At 54.8% G+C, this 15708-nt stretch carries 12 protein-coding genes; 2 read left to right on the top strand and 10 right to left on the bottom strand.

Annotated elements, in window-relative coordinates; all coding sequences use genetic code 11:
• Positions 1–194: 194 nt before the first annotated feature.
• From BLT00_RS28520 to BLT00_RS28505, 4 genes are all read right to left on the bottom strand, one after another.
• Positions 195–1928, bottom strand: coding sequence for a UvrD-helicase domain-containing protein (locus BLT00_RS28520; RefSeq protein WP_092148170.1), 1734 nt, complete (start codon positions 1926–1928; stop codon positions 195–197).
• On the bottom strand, positions 1925–4006 hold the full coding sequence (locus BLT00_RS28515) for an ATP-dependent nuclease (protein WP_092148167.1): 2082 nt from the start codon (positions 4004–4006) through the stop codon (positions 1925–1927). Before BLT00_RS28515 ends, BLT00_RS28520 begins: the two co-directional genes overlap by 4 nt.
• A 532-nt stretch (positions 4007–4538) precedes the next feature.
• The gene (locus tag BLT00_RS28510; protein WP_092148164.1) at positions 4539–6173 is read right to left on the bottom strand and encodes a Shedu anti-phage system protein SduA domain-containing protein; all 1635 of its coding nucleotides are present in this window, start codon (positions 6171–6173) and stop codon (positions 4539–4541) included.
• 285 nt (positions 6174–6458) lie between these two features.
• Entirely contained in the window at positions 6459–6929 is a 471-nt protein-coding gene (locus tag BLT00_RS28505) for a lysozyme inhibitor LprI family protein (protein WP_092148161.1), read from the bottom strand.
• A 637-nt stretch (positions 6930–7566) separates the two neighbouring features.
• Between BLT00_RS28505 and BLT00_RS28500 the strand changes: the two genes are divergently transcribed.
• Entirely contained in the window at positions 7567–8433 is an 867-nt protein-coding gene (locus tag BLT00_RS28500) for a DNA/RNA non-specific endonuclease (protein WP_092148158.1), read from the top strand.
• A 64-nt stretch (positions 8434–8497) separates the two neighbouring features.
• Here the strand turns inward: BLT00_RS28500 and BLT00_RS28495 are convergent, their stop codons facing one another.
• Together BLT00_RS28495 and mobH are read right to left on the bottom strand one after the other, a co-directional pair.
• Entirely contained in the window at positions 8498–8749 is a 252-nt protein-coding gene (locus tag BLT00_RS28495) for a hypothetical protein (RefSeq protein WP_063321941.1), read from the bottom strand.
• 259 nt (positions 8750–9008) lie between these two features.
• A complete protein-coding gene (mobH, locus tag BLT00_RS28490; protein WP_092148206.1) occupies positions 9009–10850 on the bottom strand; it encodes a MobH family relaxase in 1842 nt (613 codons plus the stop codon).
• A 126-nt stretch (positions 10851–10976) separates the two neighbouring features.
• Between mobH and BLT00_RS28485 the strand changes: the two genes are divergently transcribed.
• Positions 10977–11399: a DUF3742 family protein gene (locus tag BLT00_RS28485; protein WP_092148155.1), complete on the top strand. Its 423-nt coding sequence runs from the start codon at positions 10977–10979 to the stop codon at positions 11397–11399.
• Here the strand turns inward: BLT00_RS28485 and BLT00_RS28480 are convergent, their stop codons facing one another.
• The 4 genes from BLT00_RS28480 to BLT00_RS28465 are packed head-to-tail and all read right to left on the bottom strand — an operon-like array spanning position 11400 to position 15611.
• Positions 11400–12908, bottom strand: coding sequence for a conjugal transfer protein TraG N-terminal domain-containing protein (locus BLT00_RS28480; protein ID WP_092148152.1), 1509 nt, complete (start codon positions 12906–12908; stop codon positions 11400–11402).
• On the bottom strand, positions 12905–13258 hold the full coding sequence (locus BLT00_RS28475) for a hypothetical protein (protein ID WP_092148149.1): 354 nt from the start codon (positions 13256–13258) through the stop codon (positions 12905–12907). Before BLT00_RS28475 ends, BLT00_RS28480 begins: the two co-directional genes overlap by 4 nt.
• Positions 13255–14661: an integrating conjugative element protein gene (locus BLT00_RS28470; protein ID WP_092148146.1), complete on the bottom strand. Its 1407-nt coding sequence runs from the start codon at positions 14659–14661 to the stop codon at positions 13255–13257. Before BLT00_RS28470 ends, BLT00_RS28475 begins: the two co-directional genes overlap by 4 nt.
• On the bottom strand, positions 14658–15611 hold the full coding sequence (locus BLT00_RS28465; RefSeq protein WP_092148143.1) for a TIGR03756 family integrating conjugative element protein: 954 nt from the start codon (positions 15609–15611) through the stop codon (positions 14658–14660). Before BLT00_RS28465 ends, BLT00_RS28470 begins: the two co-directional genes overlap by 4 nt.
• Between the last annotated feature and the right edge of the window lie 97 nt (positions 15612–15708).

Raw genomic sequence — 15708 nt, 5'->3', positions numbered from 1 at the left:
AGCCCAATCAGCAATGCGCCGCATTAGGTCTTTACTCAACCAACTCGAAAAAGGCGACGTATTTATTTAAAGGCCAGACCGTCCGCTTCTGGCCGATTGCTGCCGTTGGCGACCGACTGCTTTCGGCCCAAAGTGGACGTAGGTAGCTGGGGCTTCCCGGTTTTAATCACCCGGTTCGCCTGGTCTATGTTTTTTCATATTGCGATAGCAAGCTCTTCGACGTTGTCGCTTCCAAACAGGTTGTTTATCGCTTCGAGGGCGGTTCCCGGCATGGTTTGCGTGGCAAGCACTGCGAGCCGAGTCATGGGGCGGGATATAGAGACATAGAAGAGGTTGCGGGCACGATAAAAGCCCTTCGTATTCTTGCTACTCAGCGCTTTTGTCTTAACAAGCTCTAGTAGCTGAGGCCAGTTGTAGTGATTCCAGCCCCCTCCCAGCACGACCAAAACATTCTCAAACTCGGCGCCCTTGACGCTATGCTGTGTGGCAAAGGAGGTCTGTTTCTCAATGAATTTGACCACCTCGATAACCTCTCTGTAAGGTATTTTCCGCAGATTGCTGTACCGCTGAAGTGCGGAGGCATCGTCAGGTATGGCGTCGCCATTTAGGGCTCTGAGCTCTTCCTCGCGCCGGAGCAGACGATCCGGTGGCGATGGGCGTTTCGTTGCTTTTAGGTGGTCGATGACCTGTCCAATCGTGCCATCTGCACGCAGCATCTGGAGGGTATCCATGTCGCGACGCCAACAGGATTTGTCTTCATGCTTGGTGATCGTAGGACCGGAGCCGAACACCCTGAACATATCGCCGAAGCGAGATGCATCATAGGCCGCACACATGGGTTCGACTACTTCTACAAAGAACTTGATCGCCGGGTCTTCCTTCTTTACGAATTGTTCGGTGCGACCGCTAAATACCTCTGCGAGGTTGGGATAACCCTGTTCAGCGGCCAGGACGTTGTGGGTGAGCATCAGTACCTTCGTCTTGCTCAGGTCCCAGCCCTCGGCTTGCAGTCGCTGCATCAAGTCTTCTCGAGTGCGTCGCGCTAGGTCGGGTGGAAGATCCTCTTTGGAGTGCCTGTCATTGGTCCGTTGACCTTTGTAGGCGTTGGTGTGAAAGAACCGTGCCTCGCCCTTCGCCTCGGGTTCATGGACGGCCTGCTTCAGTTCAGGGCGCAGTTTGTTCAGCACATCGACAATTGCAGGTACTGATCGAAAGTTGGAGCCTTTGGGAATTTCTTTTATCGGGTACTCTGCGAGCTCGTGTTCACTGCGATAAATGGTCTGCCAGTGGTCCCCAAATAGACCAATGAGCGGACCTGTGGCGGGTCTCAAGAAGTGCTCGGTAATTGCCTCCATAAACTGGGGATGGGTATCTTGATACTCGTCGATGAAGATCACTGGAAACTGTTGGCTCAAGAGACGTCGAAACTTTTCCTTCTGCAGGAGATTGGCCATCATCTCGGGAATGTCGTCGTGGCTCAGCGTGATTCTGTCGGTATCGACGCTAAAGTATCCCAAGTTGTAATCCACAGACTTTGATCCGATTCCTCCGCCTTGTTCGATCTTTTCTTTCCGGTCATCCATTTCACCCACGAGGTCACGCAGCGCTTTTTGAAACTGGTGCAGGAACGCCCAGGAAAATCCGTGGATGGTATTGACCAATATGGCGGGGTGATCCTCAATCTCCTGGGCAATTTCGTTACGGGCAACCTCGGTATAGGTGATGCAAGCTACCTTTTGCCCCGCTTGAACCAAGGCTGGGCCTCGCTCTGTAATCAATCGCTTAAGCGCGGCGACCAGGGAATACGTCTTGCCTGCGCCTGCGCCGGCTTCAAGGCGAAAGCTATAACCAGCATCAAGAGCCTCATCGATCTTTCTTTGGGCCTCTTGTGCAGCAACGAGTGCGGGATTTTCAGTAGGCTCCGTCATACCGCCTCCTCCTTAACTGGTACTTCCACGTTCTTCGCGCGAGCAGGCGGGGCGGAAAGCCATCCTAGGCCTTCCTGGATGTAGCGGGGCACCGTCCATTCCTTTTCGCGAATGGCAAACCGCAAAGCCGTATCCGCTTTCGCGAGCCCCTTGGCGATCTCCCATGCCTCAGATGCCTCGTCCTGTTCCTTAGGCCATTTAAATCGATCGGGGTTTGCTAGGACGAGTGCATCTTCATAGCTGCGGGCACAAATGTTAGTGCCAGGCTTCTCTGCAATCTGATAGGCAATGCGACGGTAACCGCTTTGCTTCTCTTCAGCAGTCTTGGCAACAAGCTCTGCCGGAGTGATCTGCCAGCCATCCTTATCCGCGGTGTCATCGGGACGAAACCAATCCTTGATTGCTGCATTCGATGTCCGCTCGCCTTCAGCCACGGGGCACTTGTCCCAAGTCGTAATATTTTTCCCATGCTTGTTCTGCTTTTCCACCGGCTTGGTTGAATCTAGGTCGGTGACGACCAAGGTCTTGAGCTCGAGGAAGTCGAGGAGTGGATAAAAGATGTGCGCATGTGCTCCGCCGACCTCGACGCAGGTCACATACTGTCTGGCTAGCTTGTGCTTGTCCTCGAGCGACTTATCAACCAATTCGCACAGACGGGGCATCAGTAGCCTCTCCGTTGTCCCCTCAACCATGATGGCCTTGTCCGCAAAGTACAGGTCACACTTGGTTAACGTCATGTACTGATGCAGGAAGTCTTGGTCGTCGGGAGAAATGCTGCTCAAGCCCTTCTTGAAGTCTTTGACCTTGGTCTGACGAGCATTTTCTGGGGCTGGCGACTCATTTAGGAAATACCGCACTGCTTCAAACGAAGCGGTATTTGCCACATGCGGAGAATGCGTCGTGATGACGAACTGAACGTTCCACGCAGCCTCTTCAGGGTAGCTCGTCGACAGTTTTCCAATGGCGGCATTCAGCTGGTTGATAAAAACTTCTTGCATCTGCGGATGCAAGTGAGCTTCAGGCTCTTCGATGAATATTAGGTGAGTTGCTGGACGGGTTGTCTTGGCTCGATAGGCCTTGTGGTAACTCTCGAGCTGCAACAGCATGTAGATCAGGTTGCGAGTGCCGAGGCCATTATAGCCCTCCGGGAGATGTACCCCGTCTGTGCCTGTGTAAACCACCTTTGTGTGGTCCGACAGCAGGGCCTCAACGTTCAATGAGGTCTCGGGTCGAAGCTCGGTATCGTTGAGGCTCGGAAAGCCCAGTACCTCCATGGCTGGCAAAAGCTTTTTCAGCATCTCGTCGAAGTCGCCTTGAACATTGCGCTCGATGTCTTCGACGGATGCCTTCAGCTTCGCCGCCAACTCCTGATCTGCAGCCGCAGCAGTTGGTGCGGAGGCAGTTTTGAATAACGCGCTGAGCAATTTCCCAATGACATCGGCATCGCCATGCTTCGCATGGTCGAGAGTTCTTTGTGCCCGAACGAAATTACACTGCAGCAAAGCCGTTAGCGCGACTGTGCCCTCAAAATCACGGCGATTGGTAGCGTCGGTGGGGTCGATGGCGAACATATGAATGCTGTATGCCTTGGGCACCGTGTCGCGCAATGAGCGGAAGAAGTGTGTTCTTGGTTCGACACCTTCTGGTGCGGAAGGGGTATCGAGCAGTGTATGGAGGGTTGCCAGTGTCGCTCGGTATTCGAGGCGCACAATGGCAGTGGTGGAGTCTAGATCCAAGTCAATGACGAAAGGCGAAAGAGGTCCTAAATTCGGGGCGGTACTGTCGTAGCGGAAGGTGAGCGTAAGAGCATGCGTCGGGAGTGCCGCGAGTACGTCCTCCGGCTTTGTCGCTTGTTCTCTAAGCATCTTTGCAGCGAAGAATCGCTCGCGCTGTGCGGGGGAGAAGTCTTCAAGGCGAAACCTTGCCCCGGTCTCTCCAGTGAAGCGATCAAAAATGTCGGTAAACGATGTCTTTCCGCTGTTGTTGCGTCCCACGATCACTGTGGAATTTTCTTCCAGCATGATCTCAACATCCTGAAGCAGTCGAAATCCCTCGACTCTAACCTTCTCGATTCGCATTCTAGCTCCCCCGATTGGCTTTCCTAAGCGGCGTCTTATTCGCCGGAAATGTATATTTTTGTTCTTACTTGGTGAACGGTATGTGTGGCGCCTTGCTAACAAAACGTTACCGTCAAATACCACTTCTAGCCGAGCCAGCCCTTACTGTCTCACTGTTCCACAAGCCTACGCAGTTCGCATTGCTATAAATCATCCATATTAGCGTGAGGTCAGCGAAGGCTCGTAAGTCGAGTAGTAACTTGGCATGCAACTGACGTCTTTGCAGCAGGTCAGTTGTCCTTTGATGAGCACTGAGGGGGCGCTTTTGGCCGAACGCAGCCTGTGACTAAGGGCAGCTCCTGGCCGACAGCAGACCGTCGCGATGAACTGCACTACGCAACGAACCACTGGGCGACTGTTCAAGATAAAAACTGGTATAAAGTTGCCGCAATTCATCAAGTTAACTGAGCGCCACACCACCTAAATCGGAAGTTCGCGCTCAAGCGGTGGGATGGCGCTTTGAAGACCAGTCTGTACCACATCTAGGCTTTGATCATCGCTTGTCGAGCACCTCGATCAAGCGCTGGAAGCGCTCCAGAAGGTCATCGTAAGTGAGAATCTTGATATCTGACTTTGCGTTATGGATCATCAAGGTGTCTTTCTGCTCCTGCGTCAAATCCTTAGAGCGCCCGATCACCACCATACCTTCTGCGGCATAGTTGCCCGCCAGCCACTGTGGCAGGTTACTCGCGTTGTTATGGATCTCCCTGATCCAGTCCTGCACCTGCTGCGCTGCGTGGGTCACCTTGTGCCGCTGGCTATTGCGCTTGGTGAATATCTGCGCGCTGTGGGGTTCGAGCTCCACCAGCACAACACGCTTGTCCGATTGGCGGTATTGCAGCACCAGGTCTGCACGGTATTTGCCGATGCGAACTTCGCTGTAGACCGCTGCCACATGGGAGTCCAGTACTTGGGTGTGCTGCTTGAGGAAACGGTGCAGGTCTTTTTCACGCGTGCCGACCCGGCCCAATAGCTGGCACAACTCAATGAAGTTGCGCTCAAACCTTGCCGACTGAGAGACCTTTGGCCCCAGCGCTGTTACCTTGCGTTGCAGCAAATGTTGCTTGTCGACGCTGCCCCGGCGCGAGCGATTGTCCCGGCGAGTGACGCCTATGGGCGGTATTAGCTCGCGCCCCCCTACCTCCATTACCTCGGCAAGCGGCTGGTCGAAGGCACCTACAATCACTGCTTTCACCCGCGTCAGACCAAGCGCCCTGCATGCCATATAGACGATATAGTCGTCGTCCATGACCAGCGCGCCGTTCTCTTCGTACAAAAGGATATCGGTGGTTCTAGCATGGGTGATGAACCGGCTAATGTCCTCATCCGGGATACGCAGTGCATAGTCAATGTCCCGAGGCTGCACAATGGCAAGGTCTACCCTGACCCGCGTGCACGCCACCTTACCATGGTAAGCACGGGTGATGAGCTGCACCAGGTACGGGTTGTCGCGGGGGCGGTCCTTGCGGTTATCGACGATCGAATTCAGCGGCAGTACCGGATAAAGGTATTTCTTGTATTGATACAGGCATTGCAGAAGGAAGATTATGTGCGCCACCTGCACGGCGTACTCGCGCTCGAACCGGACCCAGCCTTCTTCCGTGCACATGGAAATGAATGGCTCCGGTCGAGTGCTCGATAGCTGCAGGTTCAATTGCCCCACCTTGCCAGACAACCCTTCGCGCCCAAAAACCGTAATTTCGAACAGAACTCCGCCATCCACCATTTCCGAGCGCCTAAATAGGACGCCACAGGGCCGGCCCTCGAAGGTGGAGGAGACAAAGAACTCGCGATCCAGCTTTAACTTTTCTAGGCGATGAAGATCGCGCAGTACTTCGTCGGGGGTAGGCAACTCCGAATCGGCCACCACCAAATCTTCGTTGATCACGAACATCGCACGGGCTATATCGCCGATTAAGGGATTCTTGCGATAACAGTTACGCACCCAACTGACGATCTCATTGACATCGGGCGTACGATGCTCGCCTTGCACGATTTCACGCAGGGTGCCTTGGCGGACCTGCTGCAGCATGGGTTCGGTACCAGGTGGAAGGTCGTTTTCGCTAAGCGATAGCCTGGTATCCGTTGCCAGCGAACCGTCCATGTAATGTGCTTCCAGCTCTTGCATCCGGGCTTTCCTTAGGTGTTGAACGCAGGGTGCGAACGCCATTAAGGTATCACTTCTGCCACCGCCTGCTACATTGCCGACTATCCTTCGCGCTAGGGTCGTAGTTCGGTGAGAGGATAATTCTGAAAAATAGCCGAACCAGCATACAACAGGGGGCGCATCCTCTTTTGGCCGGTCGCCGTCGTTCATCAACGGCGGCGACCGGCCAGAAGCAGACGCTGGTCTGAGCCTGGTTTAGCAATACAAGCTGCTACCAATACTGCTGAGCCTAGATCGCCAATACGATTAATAACGCTCTGGATTCCACGGGATGTTTTGCAAAAAAGAGCTGCGAGCATCTAACTCATTAAGCTCGCAACGCAATGCAGCAAGACTTATCCAGGCACTGGCTCCTTCCGATACCCCGCCATAGAAACTGCAATGCTCGTGCACATACGTTTTCCATGAGGCATGTTCTTGCTCGAACTGCTGCCGAGTGGCGCGTACGTCATCCGAGCTTTCAGGAGCTTTTGCCAAAGAATCCGCGTACAGATGCTCGACGGCAGCACGCTTTTGAACGGCGAGGTGCTCCATGCATTGCGTGACCTGCAAAATACCGTTGCCGGCGGCATCACATGCCTTTTGCTCAATAGCGGCGCCCCATGCATGGGAAATCGAGACGGTCAGTAACATAAAAAGGCGTGATTTCATTGGGTGAATGCCAAGGTCGTATGGATTGAAATGCTCCAACGACCCGCATTGATCAGGTGTGATCATCTACCGCGCGGAATACAACAGAGACTTAGAAATCGGATCGTGGCGAAAGACAGACATTTTCTAAAGACGAGGACTGAACGCCGTTAGTAAAAAGTTCACAAGACTTCTCGATTGCAGAAGAAACCAGCCCGAGGCAACGTCCGCTTCTGGCCCAGAGCGTGTAAAAACGCTTTGTCAAAAATGAAGTGCGCGCGTCTACGTGAAATCTGAAATTTATCGGCACGTCATCAGATGTGGATTTCGCCCAGATTCGCGATTTCCAGTCCTGTGTTGTGTACCTGTCGCGCTCGAAAATATTTTTACACAGCCTCGGCCGAACGCAGTCGTCTGCGCATCTGCTCCTCGTTGATCTCTGCCTATAAAGGATTGCATAGTCGCCTAAATCCGGTACTGGCCCCAGCTTTGTTAACCCGTCCGGCTAGGTGGGGATGCAAAAAATGTGGCGTTTGTGATCTGCTTAATGCATGACCGTGGATGAACCCGGGCAGGGGCACCTTAGCTCATAATGTCGGAAGCCCGGGGCATGTGTCGGAAAACGGGCAATGATTTTCTAATACATGCTTTGAAAGGCTACAGGAGTGGTTTCGCTGAAAACTGAGCCTTATGCTCACGGGCCATTTTTCAGGAAACGGTCTCAATGCAAGGAATGCAAAACATAAAACTGATCTCACTCCTCATCTTCCCACTGATAGCTGCCTGCACCACCCCTGGACCAACAGACGCTCCTGACACACCCAAGCGGCTCCTGACCCAGCCAACAACCATCGACAACTGCGCAGTCGGCTGCCCATCCGGTGGAAGCGATGTTACGCTCAACCGGCAGGCCTATACGCTAAACAACAACGGCTCTACGAAGTTCGCGAACTGGGTCGCTTACAAAATTACCAAGGAAACCCCAGCCAGCGGGCGTCCGCGAAACTGGAAAACCGACCCAGACGTTCCAGCTGACCAAACACTGAACCCAGTCGATTACAACGGAGCCAGCGTAGCCCTAAAAATAGACAGGGGCCACCAAGCGAACCTTGCTTCCATGGGGGCGGTATCGGATTGGCAAACGCTGAACTATCTCACCAACATCACGCCTCAAAAAATGGACCTGAACCGAGGCGCATGGGCACGCTTGGAGGATCAAGAGCGCAGCCTTAGCAAGGCACCTGATGTTGATGCCGTTTATGTGACCACCGGCCCTCTGTACGAAAGGAACATTGGCTCGCTACCAGGCACAAACAAAGTCCACACGATCCCAAGCGGGTACTGGAAGGTCATCTTCACTGGTAGCACGCCCGAAAATGGACTGTACGCAGCATTCATCATGGAGCAGAGCACACCGCGCTCCGCCAATTTCTGCGACTTCCGGGTAACGGTGTATGAGATCGAGGAGCGCTCGGGATTAACGTTCTGGAGTGCATTACCTCAGGACATCCAGACAGAGCTGAAAGCGAAGAAAGGGCAGTTGTCTCAGAAAATCGGCTGCAATGCGACAGCAGAGCTATCCAACAGCTAAAGCCGCATAGAAAACCACCTGTCATGAACAGGTGGTTTTCAGTACGTCTAAGGTGATCGAAAGATCAGTGAAGAAATTTCATAGCCGTGAGAATAATGCCAACAGCAGCGGACGTGATGACACCCATGCGGATTGTCAGCCTCACGTCGGCTTTTGCAATCTCAGCCGTTAACCGGTGTTCGAGATTAGCGAGATCACTTTTGGTTGCGAGAAGGGTATGCATGTCAGACTCCATTGCTTCGATCACGGCATGGGCTTTCTGCTCAGGGACGTTGATCGACATCAACGCTTGGTACAGAGCTAGGTCCATTTTCATTAAGGCCTCCAAAAAAATAGGGCCTTGTCCCACGACGGGAAAAGGCCCGTCGTGGGTGAGAAATACTGTGTTTCCGAATCGACCGTTAAGTCGACCTAACCGCACTGCAGGAAACGAAGCGGTCATTGGGAGGGATCCTACGGATAATCTCCGTAGCGCCGTCTGAAAGATCCTGGCGGCTGGGCATGTAGCTGACTTTGTCAGCAAAACGCGTACATAAATTGCTTCCCTGGCGGCCGGCTGTCAACCCAAAAACCGGTTACCGAGTGTTTCCTAAAGTTGGAGTTTTGCGTTTCCTTGGCATCGAATCCAGCAGCTTGAGGTACGGGTTGTTCAGCGCCAGGTCGTTCATGAGTCCTTCGTGCGACTTGAGTAGGTATCCGTACAGTCTTCGGGTTTTGCGGGCACCACTGACTTCACAGATCCAGATGTTCAGGTCGTTGGGTTGCTTCCGATGCAGCTTCAATTCCTCGAACCGCTTTTGAATCCACTCCCAATCCAAAAGTTTTTCTTTCTTGGCAATGCGTGCCAGATGGGGATGTTCTTGGGCATAGCGTAGGAAGACACCTGGGGTCACCAAATAGAGAGTGTCGCTGACTGTATGCACCAAGGCGTTGGCGTCGTTCATGATGATTCGGTGAGATCGCAGCCCATTGGTCAGCCACTCCATGAAATGGGCGCCGGACAGCTCAACGGATTTGCTGTCCCGGAGAGACGCATCAGATGGCGAATAGTCAGCCTCTTCAAATGGCGGGGCGAAACTCTCGGGTATTGCCGGAGGCCCACCAAAAAGGTCCATGAATGAATCGAGTGAATTCGGTGCTGATGAATCCATCGCGATTGAGTTTGATGGTGGGGAAGGGGGCATGTGCGACCCAGCCGACGATTCCCTGGCTGAGGGAGGAGCTTGATGGTGGGTAGAAGCGTCGTCGGAGAGTGTTGTGGGGCTCTCTAGCGGTATGACCGCCACCGAGCCTGTGAATACGTCTGGACGCTCTTCACGGTCCCAGATCATGGCTGGGGACAGCTTTAGGAACGTAAAACTATGGGACCATCCTGTTTCGCTGGTGACGGTCGCTTTCCAGATGGCTTTGCCATTGGTGTTGGGGAGGGCAATGCCGTGCTCCTGGAGCACATTGAAAATGGCGATGTTTTGCTCCGGAATCCCATCAACACCTTGCGAAAGCAGATGAGCGCGTAGTTTGTCTGAGACGGTTTTACTGACCAGCCAGAGGGCTTCTTGAGTAAGCCAGCCATCTGAAGCTTGAGGCTGATTGAGCTTGAGTTCTTCGCTTAGCAAATAGCGCAGACCTTCCAACAACTTACGTTGCAGAGCATGTTTGGGGGCTGCCATGGCCTTGGTAGGGTCACCGCCGAGTGCTTGAGCAACTGAGGCCTGGTCCGCTTTTGAGATCAGGATACCGAGCTCGCCCGCATGTTCGTTTTGTCCTGCACAGTTGAACATCAAAGCTGTCCATAGCTCAGGGAAGGTGCTGAGCCAATCCATTATTTCGCTGTTCAGAATCTTATGGATGAGCACTCCGCCTACAATGCCGTGGAGTCGGTATTGGCGGTTTTTTTTATAGAGCGCACGGTAGGGGGCTGAGAGTGGACCCTGCCAGGGGTGCCAGATACGGCCGTCACCATACTCGACATGCACGTCTACAGCGACCTTGCCCAGGTCATGGCCCAGGGCCGCGTATACGAGGGCGGCAGTCCAGGCCTCAGCCTGGATGATTTGTACTTCAGGCTGAGCACCAGAGGGAAGCAGGTAAGATTGCCTTAGCTTCAACGCGTAGATAACGACTTCAAGCCCATGATCAAGCATGCCGCCGGGGTATGCGTGATGATGACTTTCAGAGGCGGGAAGGAGCTGAACCAGTTCGGCGTAGCGGCTGATCGGGTCGAGGTAGATCTCGTTGAATTGTGGGCGGGAGACGGCGGTGTGCTGCCATATTAGCCTCAGCAGTTTTTCCCGGCGCGGTGTGGCCAAGAGAGACTTTGCTGACTGAGGACGTGTCAGTCCTGCAGGTGCCGTTGGCTCGGTTGGATCGATGTGTTTTGGAGCGGGTCGTGACTTGCGATGAAACAGCGAGAGCATGATTGATCCTTTCGACTGGGTTTGCAGGAAGGCCTTTTCTGCTTTTCGGGTAGGGCCTTTCCCCTTCTGCTCCATTCCCTTGGTTTACCCCTTTTTCCCATTTACCTTTTGAGGGAACGGTAGGCTATGGAGCTGCCATTTGATCCCTTTGCACAGCAGGGGGCACCACGGGCAAAGGAGATGTTGATGAGCGAGCAGGAGCAATCTTCGGGCGCAGAAAAATTCGGCAATTACCTCGGACGATGCTGGAAGGGGTACTCGCGGATTCTGGATAGGTTCTCGCGTTGCCTACAACGCGCGGGCGTCCCCTTTGTTCTGTGTCGGATGATTGGGGTGAGTTTGCAGGCCGTTGTCTTGGTTGCTCTGCTGTGCGTTGCATTTTGGATAACCATAATTGGCATGTTTGTTTTATTAGGAGCTAGCGGCCTATTCAGCCCTCGCGGCACAGACGATTTGAATGCCGATTGGAAGAATGGACCATCAGGCTTCGGCATTTATGATCAATCTGGCGTGCGAATAGATCCTCATGATCCAGATGATGTGTCGTAGTTATGATTTGATTTTGTTCCAAGCGATGTTTGCACCTTTTGCACCTTGTGATTTCGCATCTGAAGAGCCCTGGGCAAGACCTTGAACCAACCCGCCTGCGCGAATACCTATCCACGAAAGTGCAGTTATCCAAAATGTCGGCAACATTATGAACAACGCTCCCATCACATAATTCAGCAGCATGTCTCCGAAGGAGTTGTTCGCGCCTAGGAGTACGTTGAAATTGCTGTGGGGTGAGTTCCAGCCGTAGAGGGCGTCGAGGATTGTGCTGTCGAGCCAGCGTGCGAGCTGGAACCAGAAGTCGACGAAGAATAGGGCGAATTGCACGCAGCTGATGGTGAGCAGTGCTTTGAGCTCGTAGGTGCCGATGACCAGGATCAGTGGGATGCTGATGGTCAGCGCCATCTTCAGAAAGGACAGCACCATGGGCAGGGCTTGGCGTACGACATCCATCGCGGGGAAGTACGCCGTTGCACCTACGGTCAGGCCCAGATCTGAGGCTAAGCGTGCGGTCAGGTTGGAGGCACTCATGTCGATCTGACCTGCGTAGCTGGAGTAGACCTGGCCCTGGTTCAGTGTCTGCTGACGTGGTGACGCCACGGATCGAACAACGGCGTCCTCGGCTTGGGCCATGCTGAGGAAGCGTGCCCACTGGGTAAGTCGAAACAGTAGATTGGGATCGACCTGCCGCAGCAGCCTGCCCCGTAGTCCGTGACCGACATCTGACCACCACTGCTTGCAACTCGGATAGCCGCCACCGCCCGGAACCTGCAAGAGGCCTGCATCACGTGCGCTGTTGTAGGGCCAGCGGCTGCGAGGTGTTTTCGAGCGGTACGCGTCGTAGTAACCGTGGGTCTCGAGCAGGTATTTTGAGCCAATCCAGTTGATGTCATCCATCAACGCTTCGCTCAACGTAGGCCGGTTCATGAACAGCTTGGCCCGGGCTGGGCCGTAGCAGTCTTGGCTAAAGTCAGCCACTTCCTGAGCCAGGAGAGGGTCGTCGATGCGCGCTGCATCGATGTCGATGCGTATCTGTCGCAGATCCGTCCCACAAGGAATAGCCGCAGTGGCTCCCCCCGTCAGTGCTTTGGACAACGAGTGCATGAAGAACCACCACACAGGTACCTTCGCACTTTGGTTGTTGAGCGTGGTGAACGTGTTAGACCAGCGCGTGTCCTGAGGTGTAGCGATGCTGACCTGGCATTGTGTAGACCGTGTGTCATCAAACTCGATGGTGTTCAAGTCCACATCAATGAACGGCACGCCCGCGAACATGATCACGACGATGGCGACCCAAACCCGATTTTCGATACGCAGCGAGGAGAGCACCCCTTTGTTGCCTTCGTCAGCACCTTCACTACGGGCCCTGAGCCACTCCTGAACGATGATCGCCAGGAAAGGCAGGGTGAAGACTCCGCTGGCGACCAGCATCTCCCATATCCCGTTGTTGACGATCCATCCGACCAGGGTGAGGTAATACTCCAGATAATCGTTCGTGTAGAGCGTCATGGGCGTGTCCAAGGCCGGCTTTCGTCGGTGACGGCTAACAGCTCAAGCAGGGCGAGGACTCCAATGGCGGCGACCTCGGCGCACAGCAGGCGTCGATGCTGTTCGGCTGTGAGCCCGCGACGGGTCAGGCGCCGACGCATTCGGTACCACGCCACCGCAGTTGCGCCGTATAGGGTCAGCCGCCAGATCAGCAGAGCTGTTTTGTTCCTGTCCAGCCAGGAGTACCAACCGTTCAAATCGTTGGCCGCTTCCAGGGTTAGCAATCCGACGACGATGAATGCCAGGCCAAGGATGACGCCCCATAGAACCAGGTGACCGATTACAAGCCGTGTCTTTGATGGACGCATCATCGAGATTGCCCCTCCGGTACCGTCTGCTGGATCAGATCCAGGCGGTTGCGGACGGGGTCCCCCTGATAAACACCGCGAGAGGCAGCGGCGCGTTCACTCTGACGCTGGATCAGCATCATGGGTGAGTTGCTCGCCAGGGTGCGACGCAGCTCGAGTTCGGTTTTGAGGTTGTTGATTTCCTGAGTCAGGGATTCGCTTTCGGTGTTGATAGCTTGCTGAGCCAGTTGGTTGGCCGCCACGTTGGGCTCTTTGCGTCCGGTGAATAAGGTTCGTTGCAGCAGCAGAGCTTTTTCCAGGACGCTGGAGAGGGCTATTTCTGAGGCAAGACGTTTTGCCAGCAAGTCTTGATCAGGTTCATCGCGCAGTGCTTCGATGACGCCGCGGGTGATGGGCAATGATTGGCTGCCCGCTGCCATGAGGTGTTCGGCGGAGGTGGGCTTGCTGCCTTTGATCAAGGCCTCAAGGACTTGCAGCTTGGCTTCGTATTCCTCCTGGATGAGTGGAGTGAGGCCTACGCCAGGTTTGGTTTGAGTTTTGGTGCAGTTGTCGCAAGTCTGGTGTTCTCGTTCCCCCAGGACACGGGTTGCCCAGGCTTCGGCCTCCTGGGGTGACGACCAGGTCTGGCAGCTTAGGCGGTTGCCGCAGCTGTTTTTGGGGATAGGGGTACGGTTGCCGGCGTCACGGCCATTAAGCAAATTGAAACCGGCGCGGGTGACGTCGGAGACGACTTTGATGGGCGGCTGTCGTCTGCCTCCAGCCGACTGACCTCCAATCCAGGGGACGCCGTTGTTGCCTCGATTTGCCTCGGCCTGCTCAACCGCCGCAACGGCGTCGTGGTTTTTGACGGTATGACTCAGCGCCATCCCTTCGGCCAACTGCCCCCAACCGAGCTGGCCACCGGCGATATCGGCCATCCGTTCAGCGACAGCTCGGCACGTCGATTTGGATCGGTCAAAGTCCAGCCGTGCTTGGAGAATGCCGTTGGTGAGCAGATTGTAGAGACCGGGGTCAGCACGCTGGATGATCAAGGCAGGGAGAGAGGCGACTGCGCTGGTAGCGTTCTGGATGATGTTGCCCATAATGGATTTGAAGCCGCGTGTGGCACCGTTGAGTTGGTTCTGCAGCGTGGTGTCCAGGCTCATGTCGCCACAGATCAGGTTGGTGTCCCAGCCGGCCCCTACCGAAATGCTGTCCATGGACGCCGATCCCCCCATGGACACCGCGCGTCCGCCGCCAACGCTGTAGAGCACATCGTCTCCAATCGAACCGCTGTGATTGATGCCTTCTTTGTTGATCTGGGTTTGAGCGGCGTATGCGCTGTGGGCCGTGAGAAGCAGGGTAGTGATGACAATACTGGTGACGGAACGAGGTGAGACTGGAACGCGAAAGTGGGCTGTTTTCATTCGCTTGCTCCCGCGAAATCGGTACTGCCCAGGAAGATCTGCCCCTTGCGTTCGCAGCAGCTGTAAGGCCGCCAGAGGGCCCAGGCGTAGTCGCCACGAGGTGATTGAACATGCGCAGCGTTGTTAGGAAAGACAACGCAGGTTGGGGATTGGCTGGGCATCAGCTCTTGCCATTTCCCGGTCCTTGCGTCGCTTTCTTTCAGCGGGCCGGCTGGCCAGTACCCATCCCGCTTGGAGCCCAGAAGCGGCTGGTATACATGTGCCTGGCCTCGACGGGTGACGATGTCTCCCGCGCGTTGAGCGACAACAGCAGCGCTTTTGTGGTCGTCGACACCATGCAAAAAACCTCCGCGAGGATAGACCGCTCCCCACAGGTTCCCGGCAGCGCGACTGCCGATCTCTCTCATGCCCGGCGTGACAGACTCAGGAAAGACCAGCTCCGGAATGTTGTAACGCCAGGCAACGCTGTCCAAGGTGCTCAAGAAGTAAGGCATCAACAGCTGCCCAGCACCTGGGCAGGAGTATCCAGACTGACCCGCAAACTGGCTGAAGGTCGCTCCGCCAGGATGACCGATGACATCGGCATTCTTGAATTTGGCGAGGTCATTTTCATGGCTGATGCCTGCACTACCATCGCCGCCGCCCTGGGCAGAGGCATTGGCTGAGCTCATGGCTCGGACCTCCGTCCAAGGGTTCTCGCCAGTGATGCTGTAGCTCGACACCACTGCGTCAGGGACATAGTGGTGAATCTTCGAAGAGGTTTTCACGCTGCATCCGAATTTGGTACAGAAGAGCCAGTAACAAATGCCTACCACGCGATAGGCAATGCAATCTGGCGACAGGCTGGACGCAGTGATGGTTGCGGTATTCAAAGCGTGTGCGGAGAGCGGAATTCCGGCGGCCAGGGGGATGGCAATCAAACGGAAAATTTTTGAGCGGTGGTAGGGCATGGATTGATCCTGTGCAGGGTTATCTGCGCAGTGAATCAGCGCTCGGAAACCCATACCCGTGAAAATCGGATTCAGCCGCATCCCGTATAGGTGTTAA

The organism is Pseudomonas sp. NFACC51, assembly GCF_900103575.1.
GTDB lineage: Bacteria > Pseudomonadota > Gammaproteobacteria > Pseudomonadales > Pseudomonadaceae > Aquipseudomonas > Aquipseudomonas fluorescens_Q.
The sequence above is the reverse complement of the archived record's forward strand: the minus strand, read 5'-3'. Positions and strand labels throughout refer to the sequence as shown.